This window comes from Modestobacter altitudinis, assembly GCF_005930475.1.
GTDB lineage: Bacteria > Actinomycetota > Actinomycetes > Mycobacteriales > Geodermatophilaceae > Modestobacter > Modestobacter altitudinis.
The window spans coordinates 1-13,080 of sequence record NZ_SJEW01000105.1 but is presented as its reverse complement, the minus strand read 5'-3'; the positions used below and the strand labels follow the sequence as shown (position 1 = coordinate 13,080).

Genomic DNA, 13,080 nt, shown 5'->3' with positions numbered 1-13,080 from the left:
CCGCCGTAACCGCCGCCGAGCCCACCCATCAGGATGCTGCCGAGGACCCCGCCGGCCACACCACCGGCCACACCACCGGCGAAGCCACCGCCGCCGTAGCCCCGCCGGTAGCCACCGCCGTAGCCAGGGCGACCGCCGTAGCCGCCGGACATGTAGTCGTCGACGTCCTGCTGGGCCTCGGTCAACGCCTGCTGGGCGAGGCCGTCGGCCCGCTGCGCCGCACGCAGGGCGGCGACCGGGTCCGAGCCGCCCAACCTCGAGGCGTCGTCGAGGTGGCGCTCGGCCTCGGCCAACCGGGTGCGCGCGGAGCTGCCGACGGCGCCCCGGCGGGTGGCGATGAAGTCGCCGGCCACGGTCACCGAGGAGTCCGCGGCCCGGATCGCCTGCTGCAGGTGGGCAGCGGCTCGCTCCTGCTGCTGGCGGGCGTCGCGCGCCGGCTCCAGGGCCGCCTCCAGCGCCAGGTCCGCCTCGTCCAGCCGGCGCACGGCGGCCAGCGGGTCGGGCAGCGTGCCGGCGCGTGGCTGCATCTCCGTGAGCGAACCTGCCAGCGCACTCTCGGCCCGGGCCAGCTGGTCACGCAGCCCCGGGGTGTCGACGCCGCGGGACAGCATGGCGCGGGCCTCGGCGATGTCCCGCTCCGTCTCCGCGCGCACGTCGTCGAACCGGGCTCCGGTCGCGGCGAGCTCGGCGGCGAGCCGGCCCACGCCGTCGAGGAGCGTGCGGGTCTGCGCCAACGCGTCCTCGGCGGCGCGGATCGCCGGGACCGCACCGGCCGGCCTGCCCGCGTCGAGCTCCGACCGACCGTGGGCGACGGCCTGCTCCGCCAGGTCGATCCGGGTGCGTGCCTCGGCCGCGTTCTGGGCGACGGCCGCCCAGGCCGTCGCGGCGAACCGCTGCTCCAGGTCCTGGAGCGTCCGCTCCGCCGCGGGCACCTGGACCCGGGCCGCCTCGATCGCCGGGGTCAGTGCGGCCAGGGAGTCCGGCGCGGACTCCTGGAGGTGGCGCAACCGCGCGTACGCCTCCGCCTGCCCGGACAGTCGGGCGTCCGCGGCGGCGGTCAGCTGCAGCAGCTCGGTGAGCATGCGGCGCTGGGTCGGCTCGTCCTCGGGGACGTCGTCGTCGAGCTCCTGTCGGATGGTGAACGCCCGGGACAGCTCGGTCTTGGACTCCTCCAGCGCCTCCTGGAAGCCGGCGACCGGCTGCTCGCCGTACTGGGACCGGGCGTAGGCGAGGTCCAACTCGGAGGTCTTGACCGCCTCGTCCAGCGCCAGCAGCTCCTCGCTGGCCCGGAAGGTCAGCTGCTCGGTGCTGGTGCCGTGGTGCGGGTCGCGGGCCGCGGCCTCGGCGGCCGCGCGCTCCTCCGCTGCCCGGGCGGAGGCAGCCGCCTGCTTCTTGCGGCGCCGGCTGCGCACCGCCGCGTACCCACCGCCGCCGACCACCGCGATCCCGAGCAGCACGGCCAGCGCTCCCCCACCTCCGCCGTCGCCCCCACTGCCACCACCGCCGGAGCCGGCGTCGCCGGACTGGAGGCCCTCGGCCAGCGTCACCGCAGCGGTGGCCCAGTCGCCCTGCCCGAGGTCGGGCTCGACCTCGTTGCTGACGAGGTCGGACAGCTCGGCCTCGGTGACGTCCGTGTTGGGGCCCACGTAGTAGGCGTCGCGCTGGTCCTCGGTGGCGACGGCGAAGAGGACGTCGTTGTTGCCGAGCCCGGACGTGTCGAAGGACTGGCTGGCCCACGTGCCCGGAGCGACCCCGTCGAAGGAGTCCACGTAGACGACGTAGAGCTGCGTGCCGTCCTCGGCCTGGAGGTCCTCCAGGGCCGACTGCACCTGCGACTCCTCGCCGCTGCTGAGCACGTCGGCCTCATCGGTGACCTGGGTGGTCACCGAGACCGGTGGCGAGGCGGCCGCGGTGCCGGTGACCAGCAGCGGCGCGGCCAGCACGGAGAGGGCGGCGACCAGTCGAGGGAGGCGGGACATGCCCCCATCGTCGCTGATCAGGCTGGGGCGGGGGTGAGTGGTGTGTCCACCACGTGCAGCCGGCGTCCCGCCGCGGCGCTCGGCAGCTGGCCGACCAGCGCCGGGAGCAGCCAGAACACCGAGTTGCCGGTCTCGGCGATCAGCAGCCCGGTGACCAGCGCGATGTAGGGCCCGCCCAGCCGATGTGCGGCCCGGTGCCGGCGCCCGGGCCGCGGAGGTGCCGCCGCGGGGCGTGCAGCCAGCCTGTCCCGGGGGCGCGCCCCCGGGACAGGTGCCAGATGTCAGGTCCTGGTCAGCCCTCGAGCTCCGCCATCACCGAGAACGACGCGCCCCACGGGTCGGCGACGACGGCGAACCGGCCGAACTCGGTGTCCTGGGCGGCCATCAGCACCTTGCCGCCGCCGGACTCGACGGCCCGGACCGCCTCGTCGGTCGACGCCACCGAGAAGCAGGTCGACCAGCCCGAGGGCAGCCCGGGCGCGATCCCGCTCAGCCCGCCCAGCGGCCGGTCGCCGGTGGCGAAGGTGGTGTAGCCCTCGGCGTCGGGGAGCTCCTGCCAGCTGAAGCCGAACACCGCGCCGTAGAACCTCCGTGCCGCTGCCGGGTCGTCGACGGCGGCCTCGTTCCAGACCAGCGAGCCGGGTTCGTTGAACACCTCGACCCCGGTGGTCTCGCCGGCCTGCCAGATGCCGAAGGGGTTGCCCTGCGGGTCGGTGGCGATGGCCATCCGCCCGGCCGGGCCGACGTCCATCGGCGGGGCGACGACCGTGCCGCCGGCGCCGGTGATCCGGGCGGCGGTGGCGTCGGCGTCGTCGGTGGCGAAGTACGTCGTCCACCGGGGCGGGTCGTCGGGGCTCATCTGCGGGCCCATCCCGGCCGCCTTGCGGCCGCCGGCCAGGCACATCGCGTAGCCGCCGTCCTCCGGGCCGCCGCCGGAGTACGTCCAGCCGAGGAACGACGCGTAGAACGACTGCGCCGCGTCCGTGTCCGGGGTGCCGAGGTCGACCCAGCACGGCGTGCCGGTCGGCCAAGGGGTGTCGCGAGTCGGCATGACTCCTCCTCGAGTCGGGAGGTCGACCGTCCCACCGGGTACCGACAGATCTGCCGCCCCGGCGCGCGAGGTCTGCACGCCGCTGCGTCGGGTAGGGAGGTCGGCACCCACCGAGACCAGGAGCCGGAGCCCGCCATGGACACCGCACCCGAGCCCGATCGCGTCCCCGCCGCCGACCTGCCGCCGGGCGCCGTGCGCCCCGCCGGGCAGTGGGCGGTGGTCAACGACCGGGGCCGGCTCGCCGCCGTCTCCCGCCGGTGCCGGCACCAGCTGGCCGACCTGTCCCAGGGCAGCGTGGACGCCGAGGGCTGCCTGGTCTGCCCCTGGCACCAGGCCCGCTACGACCTGCACACCGGCGAGATGGTGTCCGGTCCCCGCGGGTTCCTCGGCTACCACGGCCCGACGCCCGGCTACTCCGGCCTGGTGAAGGTGCTCGGGCAGCTGGTGCGGCTCCGCGTCCGCCGCGCCGTCCGCCGCGGCGACGACATCGTCGTGGAGGGGTGAGTGGAGTCCCAGGGGCGCGTTCTCCGCGCCCTGGGACTCCACTCAGGCGTCGATGCGGCGGCGACCCTCGAACGCGCGGCCCAGGGTGACCTCGTCGGCGTACTCCAGGTCACCGCCGACCGGCAGGCCGCTGGCCAGCCGGGAGACGGCCAGCCCGAGCGGGCCGACCAGCCGGGCCAGGTAGGCCGCCGTCGCCTCGCCCTCCAGGTTCGGGTCGGTGGCGATGATCAGCTCGGTGACCTGGCCGTCCATCAGCCGGGTCATCAGCTCCTTGACCCGCAGGTCGTCGGGGCCGATTCCCTCGATCGGGCTGATCGCGCCGCCGAGCACGTGGTAGCGGCCCTTGAACTCGCGGGTGCGCTCGATCGCCACGACGTCCTTGGGCTCCTCGACCACGCAGATGACGTCCAGCACCCGTCGGGGGTCGCGGCAGATCCGGCACTGCTCGCCCTCGGCGACGTTGTAGCAGGTCACGCAGAAGCGGACCTCGGCCTGCACCCGCTGCAGGGCCGCGACCAGCCGGCTCACGTCGGCCGACTCCGCGGCCAGCAGGTGGAAGGCGATGCGCTGCGCGCTCTTGGGACCGACGCCGGGCAGCCGCCCGAGCTCGTCGATGAGGTCCTGGACAGCGCCCTCGTACACGGTTCTCCTTCGAGTGGGACGGCGGTGCGCCGTCCCGGGTGGGTCAGAAGCCGGGCAGGCCCAGCCCGCCGCCGAGGCCGCCCGTGACGGGGCCCATCGTGGCGGTGGCGAGCTCGTTCACGGCCCGCTGGGCGTCCCGCAGCGCGGCGACGACCAGGTCCTGCAGGGTCTCGACGTCGTCGGGGTCGACGGCGGTCGGGGAGATGGTGAGGGCGACGACGTCACCGTTGCCGGTCATGGTGGCCGTCACCAGGCCACCGCCGGCCGAGCCGGTCACCTCGCTGGTGGCCAACGTCTCCTGCGCATCGGCGAGCGCCTGCTGCATCTTCTGCGCCTGCTGCAGCAACTGGCTCATGTCGGGCTGGCCACCGGGTCCCATGACCCCGAGCGTAGGTGCTCCTGCCGACACTCGTGGACGACTCCCCGCACCGCACCCCCGTCCGGTCCGGTCCGGTCAGCCCTCGGCCGGCCCCGACCCGCCCCGCCGGGCCGGTTCGACGAGGCAGGCGAGGTCCGCGTCGACGGGCGGCACGCCGGGCAGCGGCGAGGGCGTGTCCCGGGAGACGGCGAGCCCGTCGAGCAGCAGCGTGACGTACCGCTGCCGCAGGTCGGCGCGGTCCGGGCCGCCGATCTGGCTGAGCGTGGCGGTGGCGATGGCGATGTCGAGCGAGGACACGTCCGCCCGGAGCAGACCGGCGGACTGGGCGCGGCTCACCAGCACCGCGACCGCCGGCTCGATCCGGGCCCGCCCCCGGGCGATCCGGTCGTGTCCGTAGCCGCCGGCGGTCAGCACCTGGGACAGACCGCGGTCGGCCGCCTGCGCCTCGACCCCCCAGGTGACGAAGTCGCACAGCCCGGCCCACGGGTCCGGGTCGGCGGCGGCCGCCTCGACCCGGGCCACCACGGCGTCGATCTCCTCCTCGAACAGCGCGTCCACCAGGTCACCCCGGTCGGGGAAGCGCCGGTACACCGTGCCGACGCCCACCCCGGCGACCCGGGCGATCTCGTCGAACCCGGCGTGCAGGCCGCGCTGGGCGAACACCTGCCGGGCGGCCGCGAGGATCAGCCGGCGGTTGCGCTCGGCGTCCCGGCGGAGCGGGCGCCCCTCGTCGACGACCGCGTCGAGCGGTGGGGTGACCGAGGACATGCCGCGATGTTAACCGAACCGGAACAACTTCTCCGTTTCTCTTGCTAGCGTCCTCGAAACGGAAAGACAGCTCCACTTCTCCCGGAGGACGTATGACCAGCGCCACCGACGCCGACCGGGCCACCGCGGCCCCCTCGGCGTCCGCCACCCTCAGCCACTCACGCCGCTGGCTCGTCCTGGCCGTCGTCGCCCTGGCTCAGCTGGTCGTCGTCCTCGACGCGACCATCGTCAACATCGCCCTGCCGACGGCCCAGGCCGACCTCGGTTTCGGCAACGACGACCGGCAGTGGATCGTCACCGCCTACGCCCTGGCCTTCGGCTCGCTGCTGCTGGTCGGCGGGCGGCTGGGCGACCTGTTCGGCCGCCGGAAGCTGTTCCTCATCGGGCTGGTCGGCTTCGCCGTCGCCTCGGCCGTCGGTGGGGCCGCCGAGGGCTTCGGTCTGCTCGTCACCGCCCGCGCGGCGCAGGGCGTCTTCGGTGCCATGCTCGCCCCGGCAGCCCTCTCGCTGCTCACCGTCACCTTCACCGACGGTCGTGAGCGCGGGCGTGCCTTCGCCATCTTCGGCGCGATCTCCGGCGGTGGCGGCGCCATCGGCCTCATCCTCGGCGGCGCGCTGACCGAGTACCTCTCCTGGCGCTGGTGCCTCTACGTCAACGTGCCGATCGTCGTGATCGCCGTCATCGGTGCCGCGCTCTTCCTCCCCCGCGCCGAGACCCGCGAGCAGGGTGCCCCGCGGCTCGACGTCCCCGGTACCGTGCTGAGCGTCGCCGGCCTGGTCTCCCTGGTCTACGGCCTGGGCACGGCCGAGACCGACGGCTGGACCTCGGCCACCACGCTGGGCTTCATCGCCGCCGGCATCGTCCTCCTCGTCGCGTTCGTGCTCGTCGAGAACCGCGTCGCCCATCCGCTGCTGCCGATGCGCGTCGTCCTCGACCGCACTCGCGGCGCGGCGTACCTCGCGGTGGCCGTCATGGGGGCCGGCATGTTCGGCGTGTTCCTGTTCCTGACCTACTTCATGTCGTCGGTGCTCGGCTTCGCCCCCCTGACGACCGGGCTGGCCTTCCTGCCGATGATCATCTCCTTGATGATCTCCGCCCAGATCGCCCCCAACGTGGTCAACCGGGTCGGGTACCGGATCCCGGTCGCGGTCGGGTTCCTGGTCGGCGCCGCCGGCCTGCTGGTCTTCGTCGGCCTCGGCGTCGACAGCGGCTACTGGACGCACGTCTTCCCCGGTCTGGTCGTCGTCGGCCTGGGCCTCGGCTTCGCGGTCGCCCCGGCATTCGGCGCCGCGACCCTTGGTGTGGACAGCACCGACGCCGGTGTGGCGTCGGCCGCCGTGAACACCTTCCAGCAGATCGGTGGCTCGATCGCCACGGCGGTGCTCAGCGCGCTGGCCGCTGCGGCTGCCACCGACGCCCTGGTGGGCGTGGACCCGAGCAACCCGGCTGCGCTGCTGGAGGCCTCGGTGAGCAGCTACACCACGGTGTTCGCCTGGTCGGCCGGCATCCTCGCCGCGGGGGCCGTGCTCTGCGGCCTGTTGTTCCGGCACGGCGCCGTCGAGCAGGACCCGAACGCCGCACCGGTCATCGCGCACTGAATCAGGGCCCCCTCGCCCACCACCACTCGCACGCTCGCGGCGCCCGGCCCCCTCGCAGGGTCCCGCGGCGCGCGGAGCGTGTCGTGGGGGCGAGGGGGTCCTCACTCGATGGGGCGGGCGCCCAGCTGGGTGCGCAGCAGCTGCAGCGCCGCGGCCTCGGGGTCCAGCGGCGCGGCGTCGGTGCCGTCGGCCGGGACGTCGGCGGCCCGCTCGGCCATCAGCTCGTCGGCCTCGGCGCTCTCCGCGGCCTGCACCGCAGCTCGCGCCGCCTCGGGGGTCGGGGCCGGACCGGCCGCCGGCTGTCCCGGGGTGTCGACGACCGCCTGCACCTTCCACCGGACGCCGAGCAGCTCCTGCAGCGCCTGCCGGACGATGTCCTTGTTCAGGTCGTCGCCGAGCATCTTGGCCAGCGCCGGCGAGGTGGCCACCAGGGTGAGCGTGCCGTTGGTCAGGTCGTGCACCTGCGCGCTCTTGAGCAGCGCCTCGGTCGTGCGCTTGTGCCGCTTCACCACCGCGAGCAGCTCCGGCCAGATCCGCCGGACGTCGACGGTGGTCAGCTCGCCGTCTCCGCCGGCCGGCTCCTCGGGGGTCGCCGAGACCAGCGGCGTCGGCTCGCCCCCGCGCGGCGCGGGAGCCGACTCCGCCGCGGCCCGGGGCGCCGGGGCGGGCGTGGCAGCCGGGACCGGCTCGGGCTGCGGCGCCCGGGCCGGTGCCTCCCGCGGTGGGGCTGCCTGGGGCGCGGCCGCGCGGGTCGGCTGCGGCCAGTCCTCGTCGTCGGTCGGCTCCGGCGGCAGCGGCACGTCGGGCTCCCCCGCCGCCATCGGCGGCCGCGGGCGCACCGTCGGCGGACCGTCCCCACCGGACGACGCGCCTGCCCCCGCGGGTGCCGGCGCAGGAGCGGACGCCATCGCGCCCGGCCGTGCGGTGACCGGCCAGCCGTCGTCGCCCTCCGGCGCCGCGGCGGCCGGCGCGGGCGCGGCCGCCGGACCCGCCGTGGCGGCCGCACGGGCCTGCGACGGTCGCACGTAGGCCGGGCGAGCAGCGGCCGGAGCAGCTGCGGCCGCGGCGGCGGGAGCCGGCTCACGCTTCGGCTCCGGCGCGGGCCGCTCCACCGGCGCGGGAGCGGGAGCTGCCGGCACGTGGGCCGGGGCTGCCGGCGCAGGGCGCGCGGGCGCGGCGGCGACCACGGGCTCCGGGCGGCCGGCGTGCTCGCCGGCGATCGACATCCGCCGCTCGAGCCGCTCCAGCCGCTGGAGGGTCGCCGCGGCCGAGTCGTCGACGCCGGGCAGCAGCATCCGGGCGCAGACCAGCTCCAGCAGCAGCCGCGGCGCGGTCGTCCCGCGCATCTCGGTCAGGCCCTCGTGCACGGTGTCGGCGAGCCGGGACAGCGTCGCCGCACCGAGCGCCTGTGCCTGCCGGGACATCAGGTCCAGCCGGTCGGGCGGGCAGTCCAGCAGCCCGTTGCCGCCGGCCTCGGGCACGGCGTTGAGCACGATCAGGTCGCGCAGCCGGTCGAGCAGGTCGGTGGCGAACCGGCGCGGGTCGTGCCCGGCCTCCACGACCCGGTCGACGGTCTGGAAGACCCCGGGCGCGTCGGCGGCCGCGAGCGCGTCGACGGCCTCGTCCAGCAGCGCCTCGTCGGTGACGCCGAGCAGCCCGACCGCCGTGCGGTAGGTGACGCCCTCCGGTCCCGCGCCGGCCAGCAGCTGGTCGAGGATGGACAGCGAGTCGCGCACCGAGCCGCCGCCGGCCCGCACCACCAGCGGGAAGACCGTCGGCTCGACCTGGACTCCCTCGGCGGCGCAGGTCTTCTCCAGCAACCCCCGCAGCGTGCTCGGCGGCACCAGCCGGAACGGGTAGTGGTGGGTCCGCGACCGGATGGTCGGGAGGACCTTCTCCGGCTCGGTCGTCGCGAAGACGAACACCAGGAACTCCGGCGGCTCCTCGACCACCTTGAGCAGGGCGTTGAAGCCCTGCGTGGTGACCATGTGCGCCTCGTCGACGATGTAGACCTTGTAGCGGCTGTGCACCGGCGCGAAGAACGCCTTCTCGCGCAGGTCCCGGGCGTCGTCGACACCACCGTGGCTGGCCGCGTCGATCTCCATGACGTCGATGGAGCCCGGGCCGTCGGGGGCCAGCGAGACGCACGAGCCGCACACCCCGCACGGCGTCGACGTCGGGCCCTGCTCGCAGTTCAGCGAACGGGCCAGGATCCGCGCCGAGGACGTCTTGCCGCAGCCGCGCGGGCCGCTGAACAGGTAGGCGTGGTTGATCCGCCCGCTGTCGACGGCGTTCATCAGGGGCGCGGTGACGTGCTCCTGGCCGACCACCTCGGCGAAGGTCGCCGGGCGGTACTTGCGATAGAGCGCCAGAGCCACGACCCGAGCTTAGACAGAGGGCCTCGTCCTCCTCGTCCATCGCAAGCTCGGGGCGAGCCTCTGGACGAGGCCGAGAACTACAGGGTCAGGTGCAGGAAGAACTCCACGGCGCCCTGGTCGTCGACCCGGACGAACCCCAGGTTCGGCGCGTCGATCCCGTGGTCGCCGAAGGCCACCGGGACCGACCCGGAGACGTCGACCCCGGCACCGGTGCGGACGACGGAGATCTCCGTCTGCACCTGCCGGGTGACGCCCTTGAGGGTCAGCTCCCCGGTCACCGGCACGGTCACCGGCGTGCCGGTCAGCTCGGGCAGGTCGGCCGGCTGGGTGACCGCGAACGTCGCGGTCGGGAACTCGTCGACGTCCATCACGTTGCCGCGGAAGTAGGAGTCCCGCTGCCCGCTGTCGGTGGCGACCGAGGCCACGTCGACGGTCACGTCGGCGTCGGCGAGGTCCCCGCCGGTGATGACCACGGTGCCGGTGACCTGGTCGGTCGTCCCGGCGACGGTCACGTCGGCGCCGTTGAGCACCTCGTGCACCCGGTAGCCGGCCGACGAGCCGGCGGCCACGGTCCAGGTGCCGTCGGTGTCGTTGACCAGCGCGGCGTCCGAGGGCTGGACCTGGACGGTGGGCGCCGGCGGGGCGTCCTCCTCCAGCGCGGCGTAGACCAGTGGTCCCCCGATCGCGGCTGCGCCGACGACGGCGACCGCTCCACCGGTGATCCACCAGGCGCGACGACTGGGCATGACGGCTCCCCTGTTTGAAGGTTCATGCATCAAAGCGGGTGAACCTGGGAGCAGCCTGTGAGGCAGGAAACGAAAAGGGACCCCCCGCACACCCGTCAGAGCCCGCTTATCCTTGCTGCCTTCCGGCCCTGGGGAGGTTCACAGGGTGACGCCGCACGAGGGGTCGGGTACCACTGTAGAGGACGCCGCTGCCGAGAAGTCCGGTGCCGTCGCCGCAGCGCCCCGCTACCCTCGCTCGCATGACCGGGCTCACCCTCGTCCTGCCCCCGCCGCACTCCTGACCGGAGCGCCGCGCGGCTGACCGCCCCCGCTCCGGACCGCGTCCTCCGACCGGACCGACCCAGGAGCGTCATGCCCTCCCCCGCCACCTCGCTCAGCCCTGCCCGCGGCTTCGGCCTCGTCGTTCTCGCCGCGCTCTGCTGGGGCACCTCCGGGATCACCGGGGACGTCGTCGCCGACCGCACCGGCCTGGACCCGCTGGACGTCGCCTGGCACCGGATGGCCGTCGGCGCCGCCGTCCTGGGCGTCGTCCACCTGGTCCGCCGCCCGGGCACCGGGACGCCGCTGTCCGGCGGCCTGCGGTGGCGGCTGGTCGCCGTCGGCGCCGGGCTCGCGGCCTACCAGAGCGCCTACTTCGCCGCCGTCGCCACCGCCGGGGTCAGCATCGCCACGCTCGTCTCGCTCGGCCTCGCCCCGCTGCTGGTGGCCGTCGGCTCCGCCGTCCTGGGGCACGGCCGGCCGGACCGGCCGACCGGGGTGGCACTCGTCGTGGCACTGACCGGGCTGGTGCTGCTGGTCGGCGTCTCGGCCGGCGGCGACGGCGGGGACGCCGTGCTGCTCGGCGCGCTGTCGGCCGTCGGCTGCGCGGTCGCCTACGCCGGCGTGGTGCTGCTCTCGGCCCGGGTGCCCGACGGCGTGCCGACGACGACGGCCGGCTTCACGGCGGGCGCCGTCCTGCTGACGCCGGTGGCGCTGACCGCGGGGCTGGACCTGACCGGCGACCCGCTGTCGCTCGCGCTCCTGGTCTACCTCGGCACGGTGCCGACGGCGCTGGCCTACGGGTTCTTCTTCAGCGGGGTCCGCGTCGTGCCCGCCGCGGTCGCCTCGATCGTGACCCTGCTGGAGCCGCTGACCGCGACCGCGCTGGCCGCCGCACTGCTCGGCGAACGGCTCGCCCCGACCGCCCTCGCGGGCGGGGCGTTGATGCTCGGCGCCGTGACGGCGCTCTACGTGCGGAGGATGGGAGATTCGAACTCCCGAGGGCTTGCACCCAACCCGCTTTCCAAGCGAGCGCCATAGGCCACTAGGCGAATCCTCCAGTGCGACGTCACTCTACCGGGCACCTCCCGGGTGGTCAGCCGGTCCCCTCCCTGCCGAGCGGCCCGCACCCTGCGAGAGTGGTTGAGTTGTCGGACCCGGCGACGAGAGCCGGGGGCAGAGGAGCGGGAGGACCGGACATGAGCAGTACCGAGCAGGTGCGCCCCGAGGTGGTCGCCGCCATCGTGACGGCGCTGCAGGAGACCGACCCCAGCAACCTCCCGGCCGACGCGACGCGCGCCGAGAAGGACGCCGCCAAGGACCAGTACCTCTCCGGCATGGTCGCCGACCGGGTCCAGCGCGACCGGCAGACCCGGGCCTGGGAGCTGCTGCTCACCCGCAGCCACGACGACCCACCGAGCTGGTCCCAGCTGTTCGACGAGCTGCCGCAGAGCTCGATCGACGAGTTGGCCGACCTGTACGACGCACTGCCCGAGGGGGCCCAGACGGAGTACGCGCGCCGTTACGGCGCCCCGGTCTCCGCCTGAGCTCCGGCCGGGCGGGCGGGCGATCGGGACAGGGGTGACGGCGGCGGGTTCCCGGGTGGCCGGGCGGTATCTGCTGAGCTCCCGGCTCGGTGGCGGGGCGATGGGCGCGGTCTGGCTCGCCCGCGACGAGCTGCTGGGCCGCAACGTCGCGGTCAAGCAGGTGCTGATCCCCGTCGGCAGCGACCCGGAGGCCACCGCGGGCCACCGCGACGCGGCGATGCGCGAGGGCCGGATCGCCGCGCGGATCACCCACCCGCACGCCGTCTCGGTCTACGACATGGTCGACGACGGCGGCACGCCGTGGCTGGTCATGGAGTACCTGCCCTCGCGCAGCCTCGCCCAGGTGCTCGCCGACCGGGGCATCCTGCCGGTCCAGCAGGTGGCCCAGATCGGTGCCCAGGTGGCCGACGCGCTGATCGCCACGCACGCGGCCGGCGTCGTGCACCGCGACGTCAAGCCGGGCAACATCCTGATCGGCGAGGGCGGGCGCAGCGAGGGCCTGGTGAAGATCACCGACTTCGGCATCTCCCGCGCCCGCGGCGACGTCTCGCTGACCCAGACCGGCGTGGTCAAGGGCACGCCGGCCTACCTCGCCCCGGAGGTCGCCCGAGGCCAGGAGCCCGACGAGGCCAGCGACGTCTACTCCCTGGGCGCCACGCTGTTCGCCTGCCTGGAGGGCACCCCGCCGTTCGGGATGACCGAGAACCCGCTGGAGATGCTCTACCGGGTCGCCGGCGGAGACTTCAGCCGGCCGCGCAACGCCGGCGCACTGACCAGGCCGCTGATGCGGATGCTCGACTCCGACCCGAGCCAGCGCCCGTCGATGACCGAGGTCCGCGACCAGCTGGCCACGCTGGCCGCCGGCCGGGACCGGGACGTCACCGCGGTGCTCACCGCCCGGACACCGCTGTCGCCCACGCTCACCGACGTCCACCCGGTGGGCGACCGGGTGCTGCCCGCCGTCCCCGCCGCCGGGGGCCCGGCCGCGCCGGCCGTCACCCCCGCCGCGACCGCCGTACAGCCGGCCGCGTCCCCGCCCGCCGCCGCCCCGACGCCGCGCCCACGCCGCCGGGGCCGGCTGGTCGCCCTCGCCGCACTGCTGGTCGCTGTGCTGCTGGTCGGCTTCGTGCTCATCTGGCAGCTCGGCCAGGACGACGACACGACGCCGTCCGCCGACCCGGCCGCCAGCAGCGCGCCCGCCTCCGAGCCCGCTCCCACGCCGTCCTCGCC

At 75.1% G+C, this 13,080-nt stretch carries 12 protein-coding genes, 1 tRNA gene, 1 other RNA gene and 1 pseudogene; 6 read left to right on the top strand and 9 right to left on the bottom strand.

From position 1 onward, the window contains the following. On the bottom strand, window positions 1-1,979 hold a 1,979-nt coding region (locus FHL79_RS26295), incomplete at its 3' end, for a TPM domain-containing protein (RefSeq protein ID WP_138761003.1). A 42-nt stretch (window positions 1,980-2,021) separates the two neighbouring features. On the opposite strand from FHL79_RS26295, the gene FHL79_RS26290 reads away from it, so the two are divergent. Continuing rightward, window positions 2,022-2,147 carry a hypothetical protein gene (locus FHL79_RS26290; RefSeq protein WP_281283896.1) on the top strand — a complete coding sequence of 42 codons (126 nt, stop codon included), beginning with the start codon at window positions 2,022-2,024 and terminating at the stop codon, window positions 2,145-2,147. 124 nt (window positions 2,148-2,271) lie between these two features. Here FHL79_RS26290 and FHL79_RS23630 read toward each other — a convergent pair whose 3' ends face one another. Beyond that, window positions 2,272-3,030: a VOC family protein gene (locus FHL79_RS23630; protein WP_138761002.1), complete on the bottom strand. Its 759-nt coding sequence runs from the start codon at window positions 3,028-3,030 to the stop codon at window positions 2,272-2,274. Window positions 3,031-3,165: 135 nt separating this feature from the next. On the opposite strand from FHL79_RS23630, the gene FHL79_RS23625 reads away from it, so the two are divergent. Further along, the gene (locus FHL79_RS23625; protein ID WP_138761001.1) at window positions 3,166-3,534 is read left to right on the top strand and encodes a Rieske (2Fe-2S) protein; all 369 of its coding nucleotides are present in this window, start codon (window positions 3,166-3,168) and stop codon (window positions 3,532-3,534) included. A gap of 42 nt (window positions 3,535-3,576) precedes the next feature. On the opposite strand, the gene recR is transcribed toward FHL79_RS23625, so the two are convergent. The 3 genes from recR to FHL79_RS23610 form a co-directional block, all read right to left on the bottom strand. Further along, a complete protein-coding gene (gene recR / locus FHL79_RS23620) occupies window positions 3,577-4,176 on the bottom strand; it encodes a recombination mediator RecR (RefSeq protein ID WP_138761000.1) in 600 nt (199 codons plus the stop codon). A 43-nt stretch (window positions 4,177-4,219) separates the two neighbouring features. Beyond that, a complete protein-coding gene (locus FHL79_RS23615) occupies window positions 4,220-4,555 on the bottom strand; it encodes a YbaB/EbfC family nucleoid-associated protein (protein ID WP_138760999.1) in 336 nt (111 codons plus the stop codon). 75 nt (window positions 4,556-4,630) lie between these two features. Then, window positions 4,631-5,323 (bottom strand): TetR/AcrR family transcriptional regulator, encoded by a 693-nt coding sequence (locus FHL79_RS23610; RefSeq protein ID WP_138760998.1) that lies wholly within the window; start codon window positions 5,321-5,323, stop codon window positions 4,631-4,633. Between the two features lie 92 nt (window positions 5,324-5,415). Between FHL79_RS23610 and FHL79_RS23605 the strand changes: the two genes are divergently transcribed. Continuing rightward, window positions 5,416-6,921 (top strand): DHA2 family efflux MFS transporter permease subunit, encoded by a 1,506-nt coding sequence (locus FHL79_RS23605; protein ID WP_138760997.1) that lies wholly within the window; start codon window positions 5,416-5,418, stop codon window positions 6,919-6,921. 101 nt (window positions 6,922-7,022) lie between these two features. Here the strand turns inward: FHL79_RS23605 and FHL79_RS23600 are convergent, their stop codons facing one another. From FHL79_RS23600 to ffs, 3 genes are all read right to left on the bottom strand, one after another. Then, on the bottom strand, window positions 7,023-9,299 hold the full coding sequence (locus tag FHL79_RS23600) for a DNA polymerase III subunit gamma and tau (RefSeq protein WP_138760996.1): 2,277 nt from the start codon (window positions 9,297-9,299) through the stop codon (window positions 7,023-7,025). 77 nt (window positions 9,300-9,376) lie between these two features. Further along, window positions 9,377-10,045 carry a YceI family protein gene (locus FHL79_RS23595; RefSeq protein ID WP_138760995.1) on the bottom strand — a complete coding sequence of 223 codons (669 nt, stop codon included), beginning with the start codon at window positions 10,043-10,045 and terminating at the stop codon, window positions 9,377-9,379. A 72-nt stretch (window positions 10,046-10,117) separates the two neighbouring features. Beyond that, window positions 10,118-10,213: signal recognition particle sRNA small type (ffs, locus tag FHL79_RS23590), an RNA gene on the bottom strand. 183 nt (window positions 10,214-10,396) lie between these two features. Here ffs and FHL79_RS23585 point away from each other — a divergent pair. Beyond that, a pseudogene (locus tag FHL79_RS23585) lies at window positions 10,397-11,260 on the top strand (DMT family transporter); the annotation flags it as partial. A gap of 18 nt (window positions 11,261-11,278) precedes the next feature. Here the strand turns inward: FHL79_RS23585 and FHL79_RS23580 are convergent. Further along, window positions 11,279-11,363 (bottom strand) — tRNA-Ser (locus tag FHL79_RS23580). Between the two features lie 139 nt (window positions 11,364-11,502). Between FHL79_RS23580 and FHL79_RS23575 the strand changes: the two genes are divergently transcribed. Both FHL79_RS23575 and FHL79_RS23570 read left to right on the top strand, forming a co-directional pair. Then, window positions 11,503-11,850 carry a hypothetical protein gene (locus tag FHL79_RS23575; protein ID WP_138760994.1) on the top strand — a complete coding sequence of 116 codons (348 nt, stop codon included), beginning with the start codon at window positions 11,503-11,505 and terminating at the stop codon, window positions 11,848-11,850. Between the two features lie 55 nt (window positions 11,851-11,905). Next, a partial coding sequence (locus FHL79_RS23570) for a serine/threonine-protein kinase (RefSeq protein ID WP_218938586.1) occupies window positions 11,906-13,080 on the top strand: 1,175 nt, incomplete at its 3' end.

Excerpts from the sequence above, each read along its gene's own strand:
- FHL79_RS23630 (WP_138761002.1), bottom strand. The coding sequence starts at position 3,030 with ATGCCGACTCGCGACACCCCTTGGCCGACCGGCACGCCGTGCTGGGTC.
- FHL79_RS23625 (WP_138761001.1), top strand. The coding sequence starts at position 3,166 with ATGGACACCGCACCCGAGCCCGATCGCGTCCCCGCCGCCGACCTGCCG.
- FHL79_RS23615 (WP_138760999.1), bottom strand. The coding sequence starts at position 4,555 with ATGGGACCCGGTGGCCAGCCCGACATGAGCCAGTTGCTGCAGCAGGCG.
- FHL79_RS23610 (WP_138760998.1), bottom strand. The coding sequence starts at position 5,323 with ATGTCCTCGGTCACCCCACCGCTCGACGCGGTCGTCGACGAGGGGCGC.
- FHL79_RS23605 (WP_138760997.1), top strand. The coding sequence starts at position 5,416 with ATGACCAGCGCCACCGACGCCGACCGGGCCACCGCGGCCCCCTCGGCG.
- FHL79_RS23595 (WP_138760995.1), bottom strand. The coding sequence starts at position 10,045 with ATGCCCAGTCGTCGCGCCTGGTGGATCACCGGTGGAGCGGTCGCCGTC.
- FHL79_RS23575 (WP_138760994.1), top strand. The coding sequence starts at position 11,503 with ATGAGCAGTACCGAGCAGGTGCGCCCCGAGGTGGTCGCCGCCATCGTG.